Here is a 22234-nt window from a genome sequence, read left to right on the forward strand (position 1 = left end):
GTGCAATCACACAAATGATAGCATCGCTATCATTTGTGCTGGAGGGGCGTCATGGCGAGCCTGACCATTCGCAAGCTCGATGAAGGCATCAAAACTTACCTCAGGCTGCGCTCGGCCAAGAACCGCAGGTCGGTCGAGGAAGAGGTCCGGGTCATCCTCGGAGAGCTGATCGAAGGCCGTGAGGAGCCCCTGACGCCGTTCACGGCGCCGCCCGCGGCCTTCACCACCCCGATTCCTCAACGCACCGGCGCCGTTCCAGAAGCCAGCGTCACCCTGATCATCGGAGGCGGGATCGCGGCGTACAAATCGCTCGACCTGATTCGAAGGCTCAAGGAGCGGCGGATCGAGGTCCGCTGCGTGCTGACCAAGGCGGCGCAGCAATTCGTCACCGCGCTGGCCGTGAGCGCGCTCTCGCACGAGCGCGTCTACACCGACCTGTTCGATGCCCAGAGCGAGTTCGACGCCGGTCATATCCGGCTGGCGCGGGAGTGCGACCTGATCGTGGTGGCGCCTGCGACCGCGGATTTGATGGCCAAGATGGCCAACGGCCATGCCGACGATCTCGCCAGCGCCATCCTGCTCGCGACCAACCGCAAGGTCCTGCTCGCGCCGGCCATGAATCCGCTGATGTGGAACAACGCGGCGACGCGGCGCAATGTCGCGCAGCTTCAACGCGACGGCGTGATGTTGATCGGGCCGAATTCCGGCGAGATGGCGGAAGCAGGTGAAGCCGGCATCGGCCGCATGTCCGAAGCGATCGAGATTGCGACCGCCGCCGAGCGGCTGCTGCGGCCGCCGGTGCCGCGCCCACTCGCCGGCAAGCGCGTGCTGATCACCGCAGGCCCGACCCACGAGCCGATCGACCCGGTGCGCTACATCGCCAACCGATCCTCCGGCAAGCAGGGTTTTGCGATCGCCGCCGCCGCACAGGCCGCGGGCGCTGAGGTGATCCTGGTCAGCGGCCCGGTCGATCTCAGCGATCCCCAGGGCGTGACGGTCAAGCATGTGGAATCGGCGCGGCAGATGCTGGAGCAGGTGCAGGCCGCGCTTCCCGCTGACATCGCGATCTTCGCCGCCGCAGTCGCCGACTGGCGGGTCGTCAATGAAGGCGAGCAGAAGCTGAAGAAGACCTCGGCCGGCATGCCGCCGCTCCAGCTGGTCGAGAACCCCGATATCCTCGCGACGATCTCGAAACTGACCGACAAGCGTCCGCCACTGGTGATCGGCTTTGCCGCCGAGACCGAGCACCTCATCGACAACGCGAAGTCGAAGCTTGCCCGCAAGGGCTGCGATTGGATTGTCGCCAACGACGTCTCTCCCGCAACCGGCGTGATGGGCGGGGACCGCAACACCGTGCACCTCATCAGCCGTAACAATGGTGAGAAGAACGATAAGAAGGATGGCGAGATTGCAGTTGATTCCTGGCCGGCGATGACCAAGGAACAGGTCGCCATTGAACTGGTCGCGCATATCGCAAAGAGCGTGACCGGCAAATCCCGGGAGCCCGCATCTTGAGCACCAAAGTCACCGTCGAACTGCAACGCCTGTCCCACGCGGAAGGGCTGCCGCTGCCGGCCTATCAGACCAATGATGCCGCCGGTCTCGATCTGATGGCGGCGGTGGCCGAGAACGAGCCGCTGACGCTTGCGCCCGGCCAATATGCGCTGGTGCCGACGGGCCTCGCGATAGCGTTGCCGCCCGGGTACGAGGCGCAGGTGCGGCCGCGTTCGGGCCTTGCCGCCAAGCACGGCGTCACCGTGCTGAACTCACCGGGCACGATCGACGCGGACTATCGCGGCGAGATCAAGGTGATCCTGATCAATCACGGCCAGACCGCCTTCGTGGTCAAGCGCGGCGAGCGCATCGCACAGATGGTGATCGCGCCAATGGTGCAGGCCGCGCTGGTTCCCGTGGCGACCCTGTCCGCGACCGACCGCGGTGCCGGCGGATTCGGCTCGACCGGCCGCTAAGACGGGGTGAGCGTTGGGTGTGCACCTCTCCCGCTTGCTTGCGGGAGAGGTCGCGCCGAAGGCGCGGGTGAGGGTTCTATCCTCTGGGGGATTGTCCCGTTGCCGAGATACCCTCTCCCCAACCCTCCCCCGCGAGCGGGGGAGGGAACGCACCGGCTTCGCGGTAAGCTCCGCATGACGCGCGATCACACGGCAATTCCACTCGAATCACCCGAGGAACTACGTGAATTGGAACACCGCGCCCCGCATTTTTTTGGGGTCGCCGTTGCGTTCACGGTCTGGACTCTTACCGGTGGAGTCACGGTGAGGGTATTGTCGTTTGATTCGCGCGCGACGGGGGTCGCCGCGCGCAAATTCGTGCGATCTTGGGGCAACTATGTCAGGCGTGATCGTGTCGATGCGTCGGACGCTGCTGTCGTGCACATCGCTCGTGCGCAACGGCTTGTTGGGAAGCGCTCTCGCAGCGCTGCTGCCGGCTGCGCCGGCTGAGGCCGCCGACCTCGTCGACACACTCTCAGCATTGCTGGATTTCAACCGGCAGGAGCTCGCGGTGCTGGCCACCGCGCTGGCCTTGCTCGGCTTCTCGGTGGTCGCCGCGATCCTCCTGATGCGCACGCGCGTGCGCACGGCGAAGAATGAGGCGCGGCTGCGCGCCCGGATCGGGGAACTCCAGCTCCAGGCCGACCGCTTCGGCGCACTGCTGTTCGCCGAGCCGCAGATCCTGATCTCCTGGCCGGCCGGCGACAATCGCGCGCAGATCTCCGGTGACATCTCCATGGTGCTGCCGCGCGACTCCTCTCCACAGCGCGTGCTCGCGTTTGGAACCTGGTTGCCGCCGGAACCGGCGCTCCGGATGGATCACGCCGTCGATGCGCTGCGCGACCGCGGCGACGGGTTCCAGCTGACGCTCACCACCGCGCATGGCCACACGCTGGAGGCTATCGGCCGCGCCATCGGCGGCCAGGCCATCGTCAGGATTCGCGAGCTCTCAGGGCTCCGCCGCGATCTGGCCGAGACCAATCTGCGTTACAAGGCCCTCTCCGACGAGACGGAAATGCTGCGCGGCTTCGCGACCGCCGCACCCTGGCCGATCTGGGCCAAGGGCGAGAACGGCGCGCTGGCTTACGCCAACCCCGCCTATGTCCGTGCGACCGAGGCGGCCAGCATCACCGACGCCCAGGAGCGCAAGCTCGAGCTGCTCGACAGCGCCGACCGCACCGCGATGGAGCGGGGGCTGAAGGAAACGGCCAATTTCACCTCGCGCCTGCCGATCGTGATCGGCGGCGAGCGGCGCATCTACGACGTGCGCGCCGTCAATGTCGGCGGCGGCAATGTCGGCGTTGCCATTGATGCCAGCGAAGCGGATGCCTTGAGCTCGGCGCTGGTGCGGATGGCGGAAGCGCATCGCCGCACGCTCGACCAGCTCTCCTCCGGCGTTGCCGTGTTCGACGGCCAGCGCCGACTGGCCTTCTACAATGATTCCTACCGTCAGCTGTGGGACCTCGACCGCAGCTTTCTCGACGCCAACCCTGACGATTCCAGCGTGCTCGACAAGCTCCGCGCCGCGCGCAAATTGCCGGAGCAGCCGGACTTCCGCGCCTGGAAGGCGAAGCTGCACGAGGCCTATCGGGCGGTCGAGGCTGCCAAGGACACCTGGTACCTGCCCGACGGCCGCGCGCTCTCCGTCGTCACCACGCCGAACCCCGAAGGCGGCGTCACTTATCTGTTCGACGACGTCACCGAGAGCCTCGAGCTCGCCCGCCGCTTCGACGGCATGATCCGGGTCCAGCGCGAGACGCTGGACAGCCTCGCCGAGGGCGTCGCGGTGTTCGGCAGCAACGGCAAGGCGCAGCTGTTCAACCCGGCCTTCGTCCGGATGTGGAAGCTGTCCGCTGACGCCATGCGCGACGAGCCGCACATCCAGACGGTCGAGGGCTGGTGCCATCAGCTGTTCGACGACGCGATCGTCTGGCGCCAGATCCGCGAGGCTGTCACCTCGATCGAGAGCCGCGCCGACGTTCCGCTGAAGCTGGAGCGCAAGGACGGCAGCGTGCTCGACGGCATGATCCGGCCCCTGCACGACGGCGCAACGATGCTGACGTTCCAGGACATCACCGACACCGAGAACGTCGAGCGCGCGCTGCGCGAGCGCAACGAGGCGCTGGAGGCCGCCGACCAGATGAAGGTGGATTTCGTCCACCATGTCTCCTACGAGCTGCGCTCGCCGCTCACCACCATCATCGGCTTCGCGCATTTCCTCAGCGATCCCTCGACCGGGCCGCTGACGCCGAAACAGGCCGAATATCTCGACTACGTCACCAAATCGACCAATGCGCTCCTGGCGCTGACCAACAACATCCTGGATCTCGCCACCATCGACGCCGGTGCCATGAAGCTGGAACTCGGCCCGGTCGACGTCAGCAAGACCATCGAGCTTGCCGCCGAGGGTCTCCAGGACCGGCTCGCCACCGACCGCATCCGCCTCAAGGTCGAGATCGCGCCCGATGTCGGCAGCTTCACCGGCGACGAGAAGCGCGTGGTGCAGGTGCTCTATAACCTCCTTGCCAATGCCGTCGGGTTTTCTCCACCGGATTCCACCGTCGGCATCAGCGCCCGCCGCACCGAACGCAGTGTGGTCTTCACGGTGACAGATTCCGGGCCTGGAATACCTGCCGACATGAAGGACAAGGTGTTCAACTGGTTCGAGAGCCGCTCGCAGGGCTCGCGTCATCGCGGCGCCGGGCTCGGCCTGTCGCTGGTGCGCTCCTTCGTCGAGCTGCATGGCGGCAACATCCGGGTCGATTCGATCGTGGGCAGGGGCACGGTCGTGATCTGTGATTTCCCGACCGACCAGGCGGCGCATCGCGACGCCGCCGAATGACTGCGCCAGCCACATTCTGCGTCGCGCTCCACAACGAGACGGCCACTGCGCAACTGATGGCCGACCTCGCGCTGCTGGTCGGCCCCGGCGACGTCATCACGCTCACCGGCGATCTCGGGGCCGGCAAGACCGCGGCGGCGCGGGCCATGATCCGCTACCTCGCCGGCGACGATGCACTGGAAGTGCCGAGCCCGACCTTCACGCTGGTGCAGGGCTACGAGCTGCCGCCATTCCCGGTGATGCATGCCGACCTCTACCGCGTCGAGGACGAGAGCGAGCTCGAAGAGATCGGGCTGTCGCCGCTGCCGGAAGCAACCCTCGTCCTGATCGAATGGCCGGAGCGCGCGCCCTCGGCGATGCCTCAAGACCGCATCGACATCGCGCTGACGCACCGGCCGGCACTGGGCTCGAACGCACGCGCCGCCGACATCACCGGCCATGGCAAGGCTGCCGCCATCGTCGCGCGGCTAAAGGCGCTGCGAGAATTCCTCGATGCATCCGGCTACATGGAGGCAACGCGCAAGCGGATGGCAGGCGACGCCTCGACGCGCTCCTATGCGCGGCTGCTGCGCGACGACGAGATCGTCATCCTCATGAACTCGCCGCAGCGCCCGGATGGCGCTGCGATGTACAACGGAAAATCCTACAGCGCCGCGGTGCATCTCGCCGAAAACATCAAACCCTTCGTCGCCATCGATGAGGGCCTGCGCGCGCAGGGAATCTCCGCGCCCGCGATCCATCATTCCGACCTCGACCACGGATTCCTGATCAGCGAAGACTTCGGCAGCGAAGGCGTGATTGAGGGCGATCCGCCCCGCCCGATCACCGAACGCTACGAAGCCGCCGTCGATTTGCTAGCCGTGCTGCACGGCAAGACGCTGCCGGAGACGCTGCCGCTCGGGGGGCAGACCTACGCCATTCCCGTCTTCGATACCGAGGCACTGCTGACCGAAATTGGGTTGATGCCGGAATGGTACCTGCCCGATCGCAACGCGCCGCTGGACGACGGGAAGCGCGCCGAATTTTTCGCGATGTGGCGCGAGCTGCTGCAGAAGCCGCAGTCCTCGCCGAAGACGTGGATCATCCGCGACTATCACTCGCCGAACCTGATCTGGCTCGGGAATCGCACCGGCATCGAACGCGTCGGCGTGATCGATTTCCAGGACACCGTGCTGGGGCCGCAATCCTACGACGTGGTGTCGCTGCTCCAGGACGCCCGCATCGATGTGCCCGAGGCGATCGAACTGACGCTGCTGTCGCGCTACATCAAGGCGCGCCGCGCCAGCGCCGCGAGCTTCGACGCGGCCGGCTTCGCGGAGCTCTACGCCATCATGTCGGCGCAGCGGAACACGCGTCTGCTCGGCACCTTCGCCCGCCTCAACCGCCGCGACGGCAAGCCGCATTATCTGCGTCACCAGCCGCGGATCTGGACCTATCTCCAGCGCTCGCTGGCGCATCCCGCGCTCGCCCATCTGCGCGACTGGTATCTCGCCAATGTCCCGCCACCCCAAAGGCCGGCCCAAGGCTGAGGCCCAAGGCTGAAAAGGCTAGCAGGGGCGGAAAAGGCTGATTCGGGGCCCGATTTACCGGCTGTTAGCCAAGACACCGGTAATCTAGCGGCGAGGCAGCCGGATGATTACGGGGCTGGAGCAGGGCAGATGGCGGTGAAGACGGACCAGCGCGGCAACAGCCGGGTTGTTTTCGAACGCGGGATCGCGGCCCAGATGATGGGTATCGACGGCACCTGGCGCCGCGACTGCACCATGGAGGACGTGTCCGACAGCGGCGCCAAGCTGACCATCGACGGCTCGGTCGAAGGCCTGCATCTGAAGGAATTTTTTCTGCTGCTGTCGTCCACCGGACTTGCGTACCGACGCTGCGAGCTCGCCTGGGTCAATGGCGACCAGATCGGCGTCAACTTTCTCAAGCTCGGCGACAAGAAGAAAAAGACGCGTTCCACATCCATCGGGGCGTAACGGCAACACCCGTCGTACAAGCGTCACGGCAGGTGGTTAAGGCGATTAAGACGCGGTGCGGTCAGTCGAACCTCGTGTTAGGATTGCTGCGAACGCGAAATCAGTAGGTCTGAGAAAGCGAAGGATGTCCGTCAAACCGACCAAAGCCATGGTGCTCGCCGCAGGGTTCGGCCTGCGCATGCGTCCGTTGACGGACAAGATGCCGAAACCGATGGTTCCGGTGGCCGGCCAGCCGCTGCTCGACCACGTGCTCGACAAGCTCGCCCACGCCGGAGTGAGCGAGGCGGTGGTCAACGTGCACTATCTGCCGGACCAGATCATCGATCACACCGCATCCCGCCAGCATCCGCGCGTGACCATCTCGGACGAGCGCAACCAGGTGCTCGGCACCGGTGGCGGCGTGGTCAAGGCACTGCCGCTGCTCGGGGACGCACCGTTCTTTCACGTCAATTCCGACACGCTGTGGATCGACGGCGTGCGCTCGAACCTGACGCGGCTCGCCGAAAACTTCGACCCTGAGCGCATGGACATTTTGCTGCTGATGGCGCCGACGGCGACCAGCATCGGCTATAGCGGCCGCGGCGATTACGGCATGCTGGCGGACGGCGCCCTGCGCAAGCGCAAGGAAAAAGAGGTCGTTCCGTTCGTCTATGCCGGCGCGGCGATCCTGTCGCCGTCGATCTTCGCCGATGCCCCCACGGGCGAGTTCTCGCTGACCAAGATGTTCGACCGTGCCAACGAGCAGGAGCGGCTGTTCGGCCTTCGCCTCGACGGCGTCTGGATGCATGTCGGCACGCCTGATGCCGTCCACGCGGCCGAAGAGGCGTTTCTGGAGAGCGTGGCGTAGGGCCGCTCTCGCGCACGGTGCCGTAGGGTGGGCAAAGCGAAGCGTGCCCACCATCTAAGCTGAAATTCGCGGAAACATGGTGGGCACGGCGCGTTGCGCCTTTGCCCACCCTACGGCACCTGTTCTGGTCCGGCGAACAGCGGGGACTATCTCCCTCCACCCATATCCATTTGAGTCCGCCTCCCTATATTGGCGCCTGATTCCCGAATCAGGCAGCTCATGCGCGTTTTCAGCGTTCCCATCTCAGTTCCGTTCCTGCGCACCGTCGTCTCCAGCCTGCTCGACGGCCGGCTGGTCGAGGGCTTTGAGGCGCGCAAGGAACCGGCGCGGCTGGCGGACGCCACGCTGTACCTGCCGACACGGCGCGCCATGCGCGTCGTCCGCGAGATCTTCCTCGACGAGATGAAGGCGGATGCGGTCGTGCTGCCGCGCATCGTCGCGCTCGGCGACATCGACGAGGATGAGCTCGCTTTCGCCGATGAGGGCGAACAGTTTTCCGGCGCAACGCCGCTCGACATTCCGCCGCGGCTCGGCGAGCTCGAACGGCGGCTGACACTGGCGCAGCTCGTCGCGGCCTGGGCCAAGGGCCCGGTGCTGTCTCCGCTGGTCGTCGGGGGCCCCGCCTCGACGCTGGCGCTGGCTTCCGATCTCGCGCGTCTGATCGACGACATGGTCACGCGCGGCGTCGACTGGAGCGCGCTCGATGGCCTCGTACCTGATATGCTCGACCGGTACTGGCAGCACTCGCTTGAATTTTTGCGTATCGCGCGCATCGCTTGGCCGGGTCATCTCGCCGAAATCAAACGCATCGAGCCCGCTGCCCGCCGCGACCTCCTGATCGATGCCGAAGCCAAGCGGCTGATCGCGCATCACCAAGGCCCCGTGATCGCGGCCGGTTCGACCGGCTCGATGCCGGCCACGGCAAGATTTCTCCATGCAGTCGCCTCGCTGCCGCATGGCGCCGTGGTGCTGCCCGGCCTCGACACTGATCTCGACGACGATGCATGGCGCAGCATCGGCGGCGTACGCGATTCGCTCGGCAAGTTCGCTGAGCACCCGGTCTCGAACCATCCGCAATATGCCATGCACGCGCTGCTGGATCGGTTTGGCATCAAGCGCAGCGACGTCGATAGTCTCCAGCCACCGGCGGAAGGCGGTCGCGATCTGCTGGCGTCGGAATCGATGCGGCCCTCGGCCAAGACCGAGATATGGCACGACCGGCTGAAGCAGCCGGATGTGGCCGCGAAGATCACCGGCGGCATGAAGAACCTCGCGGTTGTCGAAGCCCCCAACCCGGAAATGGAAGCGCTCGCCATCGCCATCGCGATGCGCGAGGCGCGGCACCTCGACAAATCCGCGGCGCTGGTCACGCCCGATCGCGCGCTGGCGCGGCGGGTGATGGCTGCGCTGACACGATGGGATCTCGCATTCGATGATTCCGGCGGCGATGTCCTGATGGAAACCGCCGCCGGCGTCTTTGCGCGACTGACAGCGGAGGCTGCGACCAAGGGATTGGAGCCGCCGACGCTGCTGGCGATGCTGAAGCATCCGCTATGCCGGATCGGCCGGGCGTCTGGTGCATGGAAGGCGGCGATCGAAGACCTGGAGCTCGCTTTGTTGCGCGGCACGCGCCCGCCCGCGGGCACCGCCGGCCTGTTGCGCGAATTCAATCGCTTTCGCGAGGAACTGGCAAAGCTGTGGCGCAGCGAGGTCTCCGCGCTGCACAAGGCCGAGCCGCGTGCACGTCTCAAGGCCGAAGACCTCGATCGCATTCAGGTGCTGATCGATGGCTTACGACAAGCCTTGGCGCCGATCGAGAGTCTTGCATCATCAAGACCATATGACTTCGCCGAACTCGCGCATCGGCATCGCGAGATCATGATCGAGCTGTCGCGCGACGAGCAGGGCATCCCGCTGGCGTTCGAGGAGCGCGAAGGCCTCGCGCTCGCGAGCGCCTTCGACGATCTCCTGCGCGGCGGCACGACCAGCGGATTGATGGTCACGCTGCCCGACTACGCAGACGTCTTCCAGACCGCGTTCAGCGATCGCGCGGTGCGGCGGCGGGACAGGCCGGGCGCGCGCTTGCAGATCTACGGCCCGCTGGAATCGCGCCTGATGCAGGCCGACCGCATCATCGTTGGCGGCCTGATCGAGGGGGTCTGGCCACCGGCGCCGCGGATCGATCCGTGGCTGAGCCGACCGATGCGGCACCAGCTCGGCCTCGATCTGCCGGAACGCCGCATCGGCCTCTCCGCCCACGATTTTGCGCAACTGCTCGGTGGCGACGAGGTCATCCTCACCCACTCCGCCAAGGCCGGCGGTGCGCCGGCGGTCGCCTCGCGCTTCCTGCATCGGTTAGAGGCGGTCGCGGGCGATGCGCACTGGAAGGCCGCGATTCGCGCGGGCGAGAAATACGTGCGGTTCGCAGCCGCGCTGGACCAGCCCGACGAGGTGAGACCGATCAAGCAGCCCGAGCCGCGACCGCCCCGCGCGACCCGGCCGCTCAGGATGTCTGTGACCGGGATCGAGGACTGGCTGCGCGATCCCTATACGATCTACGCAAAACACATTTTGCGGCTCGACGCGCTCGATCCCGTCGACATGCCGCTGTCGGCCGCCGACCGCGGCTCGGCAATCCATGATGCGCTCGGCGAGTTCACGGAACGCTACGCCACCGATCTGCCAGATGATCCCTCACGCGTGCTGCGCGCGATCGGCGAAAAATACTTTGCGCCATTGATGGAGCGACCCGAGGCGCGGGCGCTGTGGTGGCCGCGCTTCCAGCGCATCGCGCGCTGGTTCGGCGAATGGGAGACGGCGCGGCGCGGCGCGATCGAGGTGATCACCGCGGAAACCCGCGGCGAAATCTCGATCCCGCTCGACCATGGGCGCAGCTTCCGTCTCTCCGCTCGCGCCGACCGCATCGAACGGCGCCAAGGCGGCGGCTACGCTATCCTCGACTACAAGACCGGCCAGCCACCGACCGGCAAGCAGGTCCGCATGGGCCTGTCGCCGCAGCTCACGCTGGAAGCCGCGATCCTGCGCGAGGGCGGTTTTCCCGACATCGATGCTGGTGCGTCCGTGAGCCAGCTCGTCTATGTTCGCCTGAGCGGCAACAATCCGCCGGGCGAGGAGCGCGTTCTCGAGCTCAAGTATAGGCAAGGCGACGAGCCGCAGCCGCCGGACACCGCGGCTGCTGAGGCCAGGGCCAAGCTCGAGGCGCTGATTCGCGCCTTCGACGACGAGAACCAGCCCTATACCTCCTTGAACCTGCCGATGTGGACCAACCGCTACGGCGCCTATGACGATCTCGCCCGGATCAAGGAATGGTCCGCGGCCGGTGGATTGGGGATCGAGGAATGGTGAAGGCACCGCGCCCCATCCCGGATGAGTTGCGCGCGCGACAGGCGCGCGCATCGGATCCGACCGCGTCGGCCTTCGTGTCGGCCAATGCCGGCTCGGGCAAAACGCATGTGCTGGTGCAGCGCGTGATCCGCCTGCTGCTCTCGGGCGTGCCGCCGGAAAAGATCCTCTGCATCACCTTCACCAAGGCGGCTGCCGCCAACATGGCCGAGCGCGTGTTCACCACGCTCGGGCATTGGGTGACGCTCGACGACACCGCGCTCGATGCGGCGATCCGTGACGTCGGCATTCCCCATCCGGACCGAAAACTGCGGCGCGAAGCGCGCAAGCTGTTCGCCTGCGCGCTGGAGACGCCGGGCGGGTTGAAGGTGCAGACCATCCACGCGCTGTGCACGCGCCTGCTCCAGCAGTTTCCGTTCGAGGCCAATGTCCCCGCGCGCTTTGCCGTGATCGACGAGCGCGACCAGACCGACATGATGGAGCGCGCCAATCTGAAGGTGCTGCTGGAGGCCGCGCGCGACCCTGAAAGCATCACCGGCCGCGCGCTGCAGACCGCGATGGCGAGCGCCGCCGACGTCACCTTCAAGGAGGTCGTGCGCGAGGCATGTCTCAGCCGCGACCACTTCATGGCCTGGACCGATGAGGCCGGCAACGCCGAGGCCGCTGCTGCGCAGATGGCGGCCGTGCTGGGCGTGGACGCAAACGACCGCATCGAGGATGTCGAGACGGAGATTCTCGACGGCCCGTATCTGCCGCGATCGCGCTGGGACGACATCGCCTTCGCGCTGGAAGACGGCAGCAAGTCCGACAACGACCAGGCCAGCCGGCTCCGCGAAGCAAAGGCGTTTTCCGGTGCCGCGCAGGTCGATGCCTATCTCTGCGTCTTCCTGACCGACGAAAAGCTGCCGCGCAAGGCGGTGCTGACCAAGAAGTTCGGCGAGCAGAAACCATCCGTCGCCCGCCTGTTCGAGAACGAGGCGCAACGCCTGGCAGGATTGATCGAGAAGCGCCGCGCGGTGACCATGCGCGACCGCAGCGCGGCCCTGCTGCATATCGCAACCGCCGCCGCCGCAAACTACCGTCGCGAGAAGCAGGAGCGCGGCCTGCTCGACTATGACGATTTGATCGACAAGACGCTGGCGATGCTCGACCGCGTTTCCTCGGGCTGGGTGCATTACAAGCTCGACCGCGGCGTCGATCACGTGCTGATCGACGAAGCCCAGGACACCAGCCCGCGGCAATGGGACATCGTCGCGCACATCATCTCGGAATTCACCGCCGGCGAAGGTGCGCGCGAAGGCCTGAATCGCACCGTCTTCGCTGTCGGCGACGAGAAGCAGTCGATTTTCTCCTTTCAGGGTGCTCAGCCCCGGGAGTTCGACGCACGCCGACGCGAGCTGCACCGCAAGTTCACGGCGGCCGGACTGAAATTCGATCCGGTCGCCTTCACCTATTCGTTCCGCTCCGGCGCCGCGATCCTGCATTCGGTGGACCACGTCTTCCGCGAGCCCGCGATCTACAAGAGCATCCATTCGCTCGAGACCGGTCATCCCCTGCACAACGCTCTCGGCGATGCAGGTCCCAGCGTGATCGAGCTCTGGGACCTTGCGGAAGCCGACGACAGGCAGGAGATCGAGGGCTGGCGCGCGCCGTTCGACGGCGTCGCCGCCACCAGCCCAGAGGTGAAGCTCGCGCGCCGGATCCAGACCGAGATCAAGCGGCTGGTCGAGAGCGGCACGCTGACGGGCCACGAGGGCGAGCGGCGTCCCCTGCGTTATGGCGACATGCTGATCCTGGTGCGCCGCCGCGGCAACGCGTTCGATGCAGTGATCCAGGCGCTGAAGCACGCCAACGTTCCGGTCGCCGGCGCCGATCGGCTCAAGCTCACTGAGCACATCGGAATCATCGACCTAATGAATCTTGCGGACGCGCTGCTGCTGCCGCAGGACGATCTCGCGCTCGCGGTGGCGCTGAAGAGCCCGCTGTTCGGGCTCGATGACGACGATCTGTTCCAGCTGGCCCATGACCGCAAGGGATCGCTGCGCCGCGCGCTCGGCGAACATGCCCCGACAAGCGAGACATTCACTGCGGCGTTGCGACGCCTCGAAGCCTGCGAAACCCGAGCCCGCGAGGAGACGCCGTTCGCCTTTTACGCCTGGTTGCTCGGGGGCGACGGCGGACGCGCGCGCATGCTGCGCCGGCTCGGCCATGAGGCCAATGACGCGCTCGATGAGTTCCTGGAGCTGGCGCTGAATTACGAGCGCAAGGCGCCGGCCTCGCTGCAGGGTTTCATGGCCTGGCTGCGCTCGGCCGATACTGAGGTGAAGCGCGACATGGAGATCTCGCGCGACGAGGTGCGGGTGATGACCGTGCACGGCGCCAAGGGCCTGGAGGCCTCGGTCGTGTTCATGGTCGACACCACATCGTCGCCCGCGGATTCGCAGCGGCTCCGGCTGATCCAGGTCCCGCGCGGCAATGGCGGCGAGGTGGTGGTCTGGGCCGGACGCAAGGCGGACGATCCCAAGCCCGTCGCCGACGCCCGCAAGGCGATGCTCGAGGAGACCGAGGACGAATACCGCCGCCTGCTCTACGTCGCGATGACGCGCGCCGCCGACCGGCTCATCGTCGGCGGCTGCATGCCCGGCAACATGAAGACGGTCCGCAAGCTGAGCTGGTACGATCTGGTCGACACCGGGCTCGCCGGCTCGGGCCTGGCGAAAGAGACGATCGAGACGCCGCTGGGAAAGGTAACGCGCTTCTCCCGACCGGAGGATGTCGTGGCGCTGGGCACGCCCGCGATCTCGTTGGACCAGACGACCGCGCTCCCGGTCTGGCTGCGGACGCCGGTACCGCCCGAGACCATCGAAGACGATCCGGTGCGCCCCTCCGGCCAGCCGTCCGGGGAAGGCCGCACCGTGCTGTCGGGCGAATCAGTGCAGTCCCGCGCGCTCGCGCTGCAACGCGGCACGCTGGTGCACCGGCTGCTGCAATCGCTCCCCGACATCCCCACCGAGCGTCGGCGCGAGGCCGCGCTCGGCTTCATGGCGCGCAATGCCGCGGACTGGGCGGAGGCCGACCGGGCCGCGCTGGCCGACAAGGTGCTCGCCTTGATCGCCGAACCACGGTTTGCCCCCGTGTTTGCCGCCGGCAGCCGGGCGGAGGTCGCGATTGTCGGCAGGCTGGAACGGCCGGGCCACGCTCCCGCGCTGGTGTCCGGCCAGATCGACCGGCTGGTCGTTCGGCCGGATGAGGTCTTGATCGTCGATTTCAAGACCAATCAGGCGGCTTCCAAGAGCGCCCATGCGGCGCCCGCCGCCTATGTCCGGCAGCTGGCGCTGTACCGGGCGGTGCTATCGAGGCTTTATCCCCAAAAGCCGATCCGCGCCGTCCTGCTCTGGACCGAGGCCCTTGAATATATGGAGATTTCGGCTCCCGCGCTGGACGCGGCGCTGGCATCTCTTCATCTCGGTGTGAGCGTCCTTGACCCGGCAAGGAGCCATTCATAGGTTGACGCCATGATCTCGGGCGCGATTCCCGTCGCGCCCTTCTCTCAGGTACGAGGTACTCCCATGGCCGTTGGTAAGGTTTCTGACACCGATTTCGAAGCCGAAGTGCTCAAGGCAAACGGCCCCGTGGTCGTCGATTTCTGGGCCGAATGGTGCGGCCCCTGCCGCATGATCGCACCCGCGCTCGACGAGATCGCCGGCGCGATGGGCGACAAAGTCAAGATCGTGAAGCTCAACGTCGACGAGAGCCCGAAGACCGCGTCGAAATATGGCGTGATGTCGATCCCGACCCTGATGATCTTCAAGGGCGGCGAGATGGCCTCCCGCCAGGTCGGCGCGGCGCCGAAGGCGAAGCTGCAGCAGTGGATCACTTCCGCGGTCTGATCCGGCTCGCACAAGAATATTTTTGGAAACGGCCGGCGAAAGCCGGCCGTTTTGCGTTGATGGGACATGTCCAGCGTATGATGAGTCCCGCCTGTTGCCTCCTCCTCCCGCAAAGTGCGCGCGAAAATCGACGTCCCTCGTGGCGATGGAGGCGCGCTCGGTCGACGAGATCCCGCGCGGCAAGGAGTGGCAATACGAGCCGAAATGGGATGGCTTCCGCTGCCTGCTGTCGCGCAACGGCGGCAGCATTGATCTGCGCTCGAAATCCGGTGAAGACCTCGCGCGCTATTTCCCTGAGATCGTCGCCGCGGCGCTGAAGCTGAAGGCGGATCGCTTCACGCTCGACGGCGAGATCGTCGTGCCGCACGGCAAGGGATTTTCCTTCGACGCGCTCCTGCAACGCATTCACCCTGCGGCGAGCCGCGTGAAGAAGCTCACGGAGGAGACGCCGGCGCTCTATCTCGCTTTCGATCTGCTTGCGACGGCCCGGGAGAAACAACTTGCCGAGCAGCCGCTGAGCGAACGACGGCCGGCGCTGGAAGCGTTTGCCAAGGCCCATCTGAAAGGCAGCATCTTCCGCCTCTCACCGGCGACCACGAGCTACGCCATTGCGAGGAAATGGCTGGCGCAATCCGGCGGCGGCTCGGACGGCGTCATCGCCAAGCGCATCGACCTGCCCTACCAGGCGGGAAATCGCGACGGCATGCAGAAGATCAAGAAATTCCGCAGCGCCGATTGCGTGGTCGGCGGCTTCCGCTATGCCACCAACAAGATCGCCGGCCGGAAGGTGGTGGGATCGCTGCTACTCGGACTCTATGACGACGAAGGTCTCCTGCATCATGTCGGCTTCACCTCGGCGATCAAGGCGACGGACAAGCCCGGTCTGACCGATCGGCTGGAGGCGCTGATCGGCGAGCCGGGCTTCACCGGCAACGCGCCGGGCGGGCCGAGCCGCTGGTCCACCGAGCGCTCGGCCAAGTGGTGTCCGCTCAAGCCGAAGTTGGTGATCGAGGTTTGCTACGACCATTTCAGCGGCGAGCGCTTTCGCCACGGCACCTCGATTCTGCGCTGGCGTCCCGACAAGGCCCCGCGGCAATGCAGCTTCGAGCAGCTGAAGCAGAAGGTGGCCGATCCGATGAAGCTGTTGAAACAGCCGTAACCGGTAGCCCGGATGGAGCGCAGCGTAATCCGGGGCCGTCGTCATTTGTGGCACGATTCCTGGATTGCGCTTCGCTCCATCCAGGCTACGAGGCGACGGCGCTAGGCAATCCATCCCGTCGCCAGCGCGTTCGCCAGCTCCGGCTGGCCGTTGCGGCGAGCAAGCGCGGCCATCGCCTCATGATCGTAGACGACATGGTGGAACGTGACCTGCCAGGCACCATCGGCCAGCTCGAGGATCGCGTAACGCGCGTGCGGCGTACCGGCCTCCACGACATGCGGGAACGGATGCTTGTCGCGATAGCCGGGGCTGCCGACGCTGCCGGGATTGACGATCAGCCTTCCATCTCGAAGTCGCACGGCACGGGCGAGATGGGTGTGGGCGCACAGGATCAGCGATTGCGTGATGCCTTGCGCAAATTGCTCGATGCGATCGAGCGGCGACAGCGCCACCGCGCCGTCGGGATGCACGGTATCGAGCCAATAGACTTCGTCACTGTCGGGCGTCGCGTGGCAGAGGAACACCTGCTCGCGAAAGACGCGCGTCATCGGCTGGGCACGCAGCCAGTCGAGTTGCGCGGCGTCGAGCGCTGCATGGGCCGGACGATCCCACGAACCCATCTTCTCCGGAGGACGGTCGAGCAGATAGCGGTCGTGATTGCCGAGCACGTGCACGGCATCGAGCTGCATCAGGATTTCGATGGTCCGGCCGGCATCGAGCGGACCGCTCAGCATGTCGCCGAGATTGACGATGTCGGAGACGCCTTGCGCGCGGATGTCGGCGAGCACAGCTTCCAGCGCGAGGTAATTTCCGTGGACGTCGGCAATCGCTGCAAAACGCATGGGTCTTCCTGTAGCCCGGATGGAGTGAAGCGTAATCCGGGGCCTTTGTCGCTTTTGGTACAATCCCGGATTGCGCTTCGCTCCATCCGGGCTACCCAACCTCTATGCAGGAGGCGTGCCGTTGATGGCGAGCACGTGGCCGGCGAGATAGAGCGAGCCGGTGATCAGGATGCGCGGCGGCACTTCGTAGGCGAGCTTCGCCAAGGCGCGCAGTGCGGCCTCGACGCCGGGCGCGGGCTCGACGCGCATGCCGAGGCTGCGGGCGGCATCCGTGAGGCGGTCGACCGGCATCGCGTTGTCGGTGTCGGGAATCGGCACCGCGATGATGTGACGGGTCAAACCGGCGAAATTGGCGAGAAAAGCCTGCGCGTCCTTGTTGGCCATCATGCCGGCGATCACGACCAGCGGCCGCGACACCCGCTCTTCGAGATCGCCGAGCGCGGCCGCCGCAACGCGGCCGCCTTCCGCATTGTGGCCGCCGTCGAGCCAGATCTCCGAGCCCTGCGGGCCGAGAGCGAGCAACTCGCCCGAAGCGATGCGCTGCATCCGTGCCGGCCATTCCGCACCGACGATCCCGGCCTCGAACGCCGCTTGGTTGATCTTGAAGGCGTTGGTGGCCCGCAGCGTTGCGATGGCGAGACCGGCATTGTCGAACTGGTGGCGACCGAACAGGCGCGGCGCTGTGAGATCCATCAAGCCGCGCTCGTCGGAATAAACCAGGCGCCCGTGCTCGACGTTGACATGCCAGCTCTCGCCCGCGGCAAACAACGGCGCCCGCATGCGCTTGGCCTGCGCCTCGATCACGGCCATCGCCTCACCCGGCTGCTCGGCGCACACCACGGGCACGCCCTGCTTGATGATTGCAGCCTTTTCGCCGGCGATCGACGTCAAAGTATCGCCGAGGAAATCCATGTGGTCCATGCTGATAGGCGTGATCACGCAGGCCGCCGGCGCGTCAACCACATTGGTTGAATCAAGCCGGCCCCCAAGGCCGACCTCCAGCAGAACCACATCGGCCGGGTTCTGCGCGAACAGGTGAAATGCAGCCGCCGTCTTGAGCTCGAACAGGGTGGCCGGCTCACCGGCATTGACACGCTCGACCTCTTCCAGTGCCGCGCGCAACTCGTCGTCATCGACCAGCACGCCGCCGCCGACGCGGCCGAGCCGGAAACATTCGTTGATGCGAACGAGATAGGGCGATGTGTAGGCGTGGACGCGCAGGCCTGCGGCTTCCAGCGTCGCGCGCAGATAAGCCAGCGTCGAGCCCTTGCCGTTGGTACCGGCGATGTGGATCACCGGCGGCAGCTTGCGCTCGGGGTGACCGAGCCGCTCGAGCAGGCGGTGCATCCGATCCAGCCCGAGATCGATGCGTTTCTGATGCAGGGCCGACAGCCGCCCGATCAATTCGCCGAGCGGCGGCTTTGCGCTGTCAGAGGAAGCGTTCACGCGTGCGGCGCGGCCGGCGCCGTTTCGGGAGCCGATACGATCTGCGCCGGGCTCACGACCGGCTGCACCGGTTTGGATCCACTCTCCAGCGCCGGCGCCCTGGTCAACAGACGGCAGAGCCGCGCCAGGGTCGGGCGCAATTCGTGGCGATGCACGACCATGTCGACCATGCCGTGCTCCTTGAGATATTCGGCGCGCTGAAAACCCTCGGGAAGTTTTTCGCGAATGGTCTGCTCGATCACGCGCGCGCCGGCAAAACCGATCAGCGCACCGGGCTCGGCGATCTGCACGTCGCCGAGCATCGCGTAAGACGCGGTGACGCCGCCGGTGGTCGGGTTGGTCAGCACGACGATGTAGGGCTGTTTCGCTTCACGCAGCATCTGCACCGCGACCGTGGTGCGCGGCATCTGCATCAGTGACAGGATGCCTTCCTGCATGCGCGCGCCACCACTGGCGGCGAACACGATGAAGGGTGATTTCTTCTCGACCGCAAGCTCGAGCCCGCGCACGATGGCTTCGCCCGCGGCCATGCCGAGCGAGCCGCCCATGAAGTCGAAATCCTGCACGGCGACGACGACGGCGGCACCTTCGAGTTTGCCGTAGCCGACCTTGATCGCGTCGTTGAGGTTGGTTCGCGCGCGCGCATCCTTGATGCGATCCACGTACTTCTTCTCGTCACGGAACTTGAGCGGATCGGGCGTGACGTCAGGCAGCGCGACGTCGTACCAGGTCTCGTTGTCGAAAATCGACTTCAGACGCGCCACCGCGTTCATGCGCATATGATAGTTCGAGCCGGGGATGACGAACTGGTTGGCCTCGACGTCCTTGTAGAACACGAGCTGTCCGGAATCCGGGCACTTGATCCACAGATTCTCCGGCGTCTCCCGCCGCAGCATGTTGCGGATCTTCGGCCGGACCACATTGGTAAGCCAGTTCATGGTTTGCTCCGATGTGCGATCCCGCCTGGGGACCGCCTGAAGAGATATATGGCGGCCGGGACCCGGCCCGGCAAGCCGCCATATCGTCGGCCTTGCTCGTCGGACTTGCTCGCCGGACTTGGCAGCGAAATTGTGGCCTATTCCGCCGCCTGTTGCGCGCCTTTGACGCCCTGCGCGAGTGCCGCCGTCAGCTCAGCGACGGCGTTGACGGTTTTGCCGGTGGCGTGCCCGTCCGCATCGAGGCTGTTCTTGAGGGCATCGACCAGCGCGGTGCCGACCACGGCGCCATTGGCATGCGAGGCAATCGCGCGGGCATTCTCCGGCGTGCGGATGCCGAAGCCGACGCAGACCGGCAGCTCGGTGTGCCGCTTGATGCGGATAACGGCCTCGCCGACGGCGGAGGCGTCCGCAGCCGCCGCACCGGTGATGCCGGTAATCGCGACGTAGTAGACAAAGCCCGAGGTGTTGGCGAGCACGGCCGGCAGGCGCTTGTCGTCGGTGGTCGGCGTCGCCAGGCGGATGAAATTAAGGCCGGCCTTCATCGCGGGCAGGCAGAGCTCGTCGTCCTCTTCCGGCGGCAAATCGACGATGATGAGGCCGTCGATGCCGGCGGCTTTCGCATCGACCAGGAATTTGTCGACGCCGTAGATGTAGATCGGGTTGTAGTAGCCCATCAGCACGATCGGCGTCGTGTTGTCGTCCTTGCGGAAGCCGCGCACGAGATCGAGCGTCTTCTTCAGCGTCATGCCGGCCTTGAGCGCGCGCAGACCTGCCGCCTGGATCGAGGGACCGTCGGCCATCGGATCGGTGAAGGGCATGCCGAGTTCGATCACGTCGGCGCCCGCTTTCGGCAGCGCCTTGATGATCTCGAGCGAGGTCGCCGGATCGGGATCGCCGGCCATCACGAAGGTGACGAAGGCCGAGCGGCCGGCTTTCTTCAGCTCTGCGAAACGGGTGTCGATACGCGTGGTCACTTGCTCTTGCCCCTCAGGATGTCGCCGACCTGCGGGACGTCCTTGTCGCCGCGGCCGGAGAGGTTGACGACCATCAGGTGATCTTTTGTCCGCTTCGGCGCGAGCTCCATCACCTTGGCGATGGCATGTGCCGGTTCGAGCGCGGGGATGATGCCTTCCAGCTTTGACAGCAGCTGGAACGCTGCGAGCGCCTCGTCGTCGGTCGCGGAGAGATAGTTCACGCGGCCGATCTCGTGCAGCCAGGAGTGCTCGGGGCCGATGCCGGGATAGTCGAGGCCGGCGGAGATCGAATGCGCGTCCTGGATCTGGCCGTCCGCGTCCATCAGGAGATAGGTGCGGTTGCCGTGCAGCACGCCGGGACGGCCGCCCGCGATCGATGCCGCATGCAGTTGCGTCAGCCCGTGGCCCGCAGCTTCGACGCCGAAGATCTCGACCGAGGAATCGTCAAGGAACGGATGAAACAGGCCCATCGCGTTGGAGCCGCCGCCGATGCAGGCGACCAGCGAATCCGGCAGGCGGCCTTCGATCTCCTGCATCTGCGCCTTGGTCTCATTGCCGATGATCGACTGGAAGTCGCGCACCAGCGTCGGATAGGGATGGGGCCCTGCGACCGTGCCGATGCAGTAGAACGTGTTGTGCACGTTGGTGACCCAATCGCGCAGCGCCTCGTTCATGGCGTCCTTCAGCGTGCGCGTGCCCGACTGCACCGGGACCACCGTTGCGCCCAGCATCTCCATGCGGATGACGTTGGGCTGCTGCCGCTCGACGTCGACGGCGCCCATATAGACGATACATTCCAGGCCGAAGCGCGCGCACAGCGTCGCGGTGGCGACACCGTGCTGGCCGGCGCCGGTCTCGGCGATGATGCGCTTCTTGCCCATCCGCCGCGCCAGCATGATCTGGCCGAGCACGTTGTTCACCTTGTGCGAGCCGGTGTGGTTGAGCTCTTCGCGCTTGAGATAGATTTTGGCGCCGCCGAGATGTTCGGTCAGACGCTCGGCGAAATAAAGCGGCGAGGGCCGGCCGACGTAATTCTTGAGATAGCCGTTCATCTCGATCTGGAAGGCCGGATCGGCCTTGGCATCGGTGTAGGCTTTCTCCAGATCGAGGATCAGCGGCATCAGGGTTTCGGCGACGAAGCGTCCGCCGAAAATGCCGAAATGGCCGCGCTCGTCGGGGCCGCTGCGATAGGAATTGGGTTTTACAACATTCATCGGACGCTCAACTCTTGACTTGCATCTTGGCTTGCGCGCGCGGCGCGAATGAAGGCCTTGATCATCCCGGGATCCTTCACGCCCGGGGCGCTCTCGACACCGGAGGAGACGTCCACACCACCGGCGCGGGTGACGCGAACGGCTTCGGCGACGTTGTCGGCGCTGAGGCCGCCCGAGACCATATACGGCAACGCAAGCTCCAGGTTTCCGAGCAAATGCCAATCGAACGGTGCACCGAGGCCGCCGGGCCGGGTCGCGTCCTTCGGTGCGCGCGCGTCGAACAGGATGCGTTCGGCCACCTCTGCGTAGCCGGGCAGCACGGCGAGATCGGCTGACGTTGCGACCGGCACGACCTTCATCACCGGGCGACCGAACCGCTGCTTGATGTCGCGCAGCCGGGCCACGCTTTCCGTGCCATGAAGCTGGAAAATGTCCGGCGACAGCGCGTCCATGATGTTGTCGAGCGTGGCGTCGTCGGCATCGACGGTGAGGGCGACCTTGAGCGCGCGCCGCTTCACCTGCCGGCCGAGCCCCCGGCCGGCTTCCAGCGACAAATGCCGCGGGGACGGCGGGAAGAACACAAAGCCCACCATGTCGGCACCCGCCTCGAGCGCCGTTTCGAGCGTCTCGGGCGTGGACAGGCCGCAGATTTTGACGAGCAGGGACATGTTCTCGACGGATATGGGCTCAAAGCAAATGGAGGCCGCAGGTCCGCGGCCGGAAAACGGGCTTTT

Annotated in this window: 16 protein-coding genes; 10 read left to right on the forward strand and 6 right to left on the reverse strand. The window is 66.0% G+C overall.

Going from position 1 to position 22234, the window contains the following annotated elements; all coding sequences use genetic code 11:
• Nucleotides 1-51 precede the first annotated feature (51 nt).
• From coaBC to ABIB80_RS03895, 10 genes are all read left to right on the forward strand, one after another.
• Nucleotides 52-1515, forward strand: coding sequence for a bifunctional phosphopantothenoylcysteine decarboxylase/phosphopantothenate--cysteine ligase CoaBC (gene coaBC / locus ABIB80_RS03850; RefSeq protein ID WP_007598388.1), 1464 nt, complete (start codon nucleotides 52-54; stop codon nucleotides 1513-1515).
• Nucleotides 1512-1970 (forward strand): dUTP diphosphatase, encoded by a 459-nt coding sequence (gene dut, locus ABIB80_RS03855; RefSeq protein ID WP_007598390.1) that lies wholly within the window; start codon nucleotides 1512-1514, stop codon nucleotides 1968-1970. Before coaBC ends, dut begins: the two co-directional genes overlap by 4 nt.
• A gap of 376 nt (nucleotides 1971-2346) precedes the next feature.
• A complete protein-coding gene (locus ABIB80_RS03860) occupies nucleotides 2347-4851 on the forward strand; it encodes a sensor histidine kinase (protein WP_007598392.1) in 2505 nt (834 codons plus the stop codon).
• Nucleotides 4848-6380: a bifunctional tRNA (adenosine(37)-N6)-threonylcarbamoyltransferase complex ATPase subunit type 1 TsaE/phosphotransferase gene (locus ABIB80_RS03865; RefSeq protein ID WP_007598393.1), complete on the forward strand. Its 1533-nt coding sequence runs from the start codon at nucleotides 4848-4850 to the stop codon at nucleotides 6378-6380. The genes ABIB80_RS03860 and ABIB80_RS03865 overlap by 4 nt, the downstream gene beginning before the upstream one ends.
• 129 nt (nucleotides 6381-6509) lie before the next feature.
• Nucleotides 6510-6827, forward strand: coding sequence for a PilZ domain-containing protein (locus tag ABIB80_RS03870; protein WP_007598394.1), 318 nt, complete (start codon nucleotides 6510-6512; stop codon nucleotides 6825-6827).
• 124 nt (nucleotides 6828-6951) lie between these two features.
• Nucleotides 6952-7674 (forward strand): nucleotidyltransferase family protein, encoded by a 723-nt coding sequence (locus ABIB80_RS03875; RefSeq protein WP_007598395.1) that lies wholly within the window; start codon nucleotides 6952-6954, stop codon nucleotides 7672-7674.
• Between the two features lie 219 nt (nucleotides 7675-7893).
• A complete protein-coding gene (gene addB / locus ABIB80_RS03880; RefSeq protein ID WP_354127082.1) occupies nucleotides 7894-11040 on the forward strand; it encodes a double-strand break repair protein AddB in 3147 nt (1048 codons plus the stop codon).
• Nucleotides 11034-14543, forward strand: coding sequence for a double-strand break repair helicase AddA (gene addA / locus ABIB80_RS03885; RefSeq protein ID WP_007598397.1), 3510 nt, complete (start codon nucleotides 11034-11036; stop codon nucleotides 14541-14543). Before addB ends, addA begins: the two co-directional genes overlap by 7 nt.
• A 63-nt stretch (nucleotides 14544-14606) precedes the next feature.
• Nucleotides 14607-14927: a thioredoxin gene (gene trxA / locus ABIB80_RS03890; protein ID WP_007598398.1), complete on the forward strand. Its 321-nt coding sequence runs from the start codon at nucleotides 14607-14609 to the stop codon at nucleotides 14925-14927.
• A gap of 145 nt (nucleotides 14928-15072) precedes the next feature.
• Entirely contained in the window at nucleotides 15073-16086 is a 1014-nt protein-coding gene (locus ABIB80_RS03895) for an ATP-dependent DNA ligase (RefSeq protein WP_007598399.1), read from the forward strand.
• 101 nt (nucleotides 16087-16187) lie between these two features.
• Here the strand turns inward: ABIB80_RS03895 and ABIB80_RS03900 are convergent, their stop codons facing one another.
• The 6 genes from ABIB80_RS03900 to ABIB80_RS03925 form a co-directional block, all read right to left on the reverse strand.
• Entirely contained in the window at nucleotides 16188-16928 is a 741-nt protein-coding gene (locus ABIB80_RS03900) for a metallophosphoesterase family protein (RefSeq protein WP_007598400.1), read from the reverse strand.
• A 102-nt stretch (nucleotides 16929-17030) separates the two neighbouring features.
• Nucleotides 17031-18374 (reverse strand): bifunctional folylpolyglutamate synthase/dihydrofolate synthase, encoded by a 1344-nt coding sequence (locus ABIB80_RS03905; RefSeq protein ID WP_007598401.1) that lies wholly within the window; start codon nucleotides 18372-18374, stop codon nucleotides 17031-17033.
• Nucleotides 18371-19312: an acetyl-CoA carboxylase, carboxyltransferase subunit beta gene (gene accD / locus ABIB80_RS03910; protein WP_007598402.1), complete on the reverse strand. Its 942-nt coding sequence runs from the start codon at nucleotides 19310-19312 to the stop codon at nucleotides 18371-18373. Before accD ends, ABIB80_RS03905 begins: the two co-directional genes overlap by 4 nt.
• Nucleotides 19313-19449: 137 nt before the next feature.
• Complete coding sequence (gene trpA / locus ABIB80_RS03915; RefSeq protein ID WP_007598403.1) at nucleotides 19450-20286, reverse strand: tryptophan synthase subunit alpha; 837 nt, start codon at nucleotides 20284-20286, stop codon at nucleotides 19450-19452.
• Nucleotides 20283-21500 carry a tryptophan synthase subunit beta gene (trpB, locus tag ABIB80_RS03920; RefSeq protein ID WP_007598404.1) on the reverse strand — a complete coding sequence of 406 codons (1218 nt, stop codon included), beginning with the start codon at nucleotides 21498-21500 and terminating at the stop codon, nucleotides 20283-20285. The genes trpA and trpB overlap by 4 nt, the downstream gene beginning before the upstream one ends.
• Nucleotides 21497-22168, reverse strand: a complete 672-nt coding sequence (locus ABIB80_RS03925; RefSeq protein ID WP_007598405.1) for a phosphoribosylanthranilate isomerase — start codon at nucleotides 22166-22168, stop codon at nucleotides 21497-21499. The genes trpB and ABIB80_RS03925 overlap by 4 nt, the downstream gene beginning before the upstream one ends.
• Nucleotides 22169-22234 lie beyond the last annotated feature (66 nt).

The organism is Bradyrhizobium sp. i1.15.2 (assembly GCF_040548425.1).
Lineage (GTDB): Bacteria > Pseudomonadota > Alphaproteobacteria > Rhizobiales > Xanthobacteraceae > Bradyrhizobium > Bradyrhizobium canariense.